This is a genomic window from Legionella feeleii, from assembly GCF_001467625.1.
GTDB classification, from domain to species: domain Bacteria; phylum Pseudomonadota; class Gammaproteobacteria; order Legionellales; family Legionellaceae; genus Tatlockia; species Tatlockia feeleii.
In genome coordinates this window covers 4,334-4,622 of record NZ_LNYB01000086.1, presented here as the reverse complement: position 1 = coordinate 4,622, position 289 = coordinate 4,334, and the positions used below count along the sequence as shown (strand labels likewise).

The following is a 289-nucleotide window of genomic DNA, read 5'->3' as shown; positions in this document are numbered from 1 at the left end:
TTGCAAGTTGATACCACAGGCTTTAAAAAAAGACGGCATTAAACATTTAACCGCCGCAAGTCCGATAAAACGCTTCTCATCAGCCCTGCCACCCTCTTTGATATCAAAACGCTCGGTTAACCTGAGATATCCTGCTCTTTTCAATAACGAAAGAGCCCGATATGCGCGCTTTAGGCCGATACCTGCTTTTTTTGCAATAAAGCTCACCGTCAGAGAACGAAATCCCAGCGCATTAGGCACACCAACTCGCAGGCTCGCAAGCTCCGTGTAATGAAGAAGAACCTGCGCC

1 pseudogene is annotated in these 289 nt (G+C 47.4%); it reads right to left on the bottom strand.

Annotated elements, in window-relative coordinates:
- Positions 1–289: pseudogene (locus Lfee_RS17445) on the bottom strand (hypothetical protein); the annotation flags it as partial.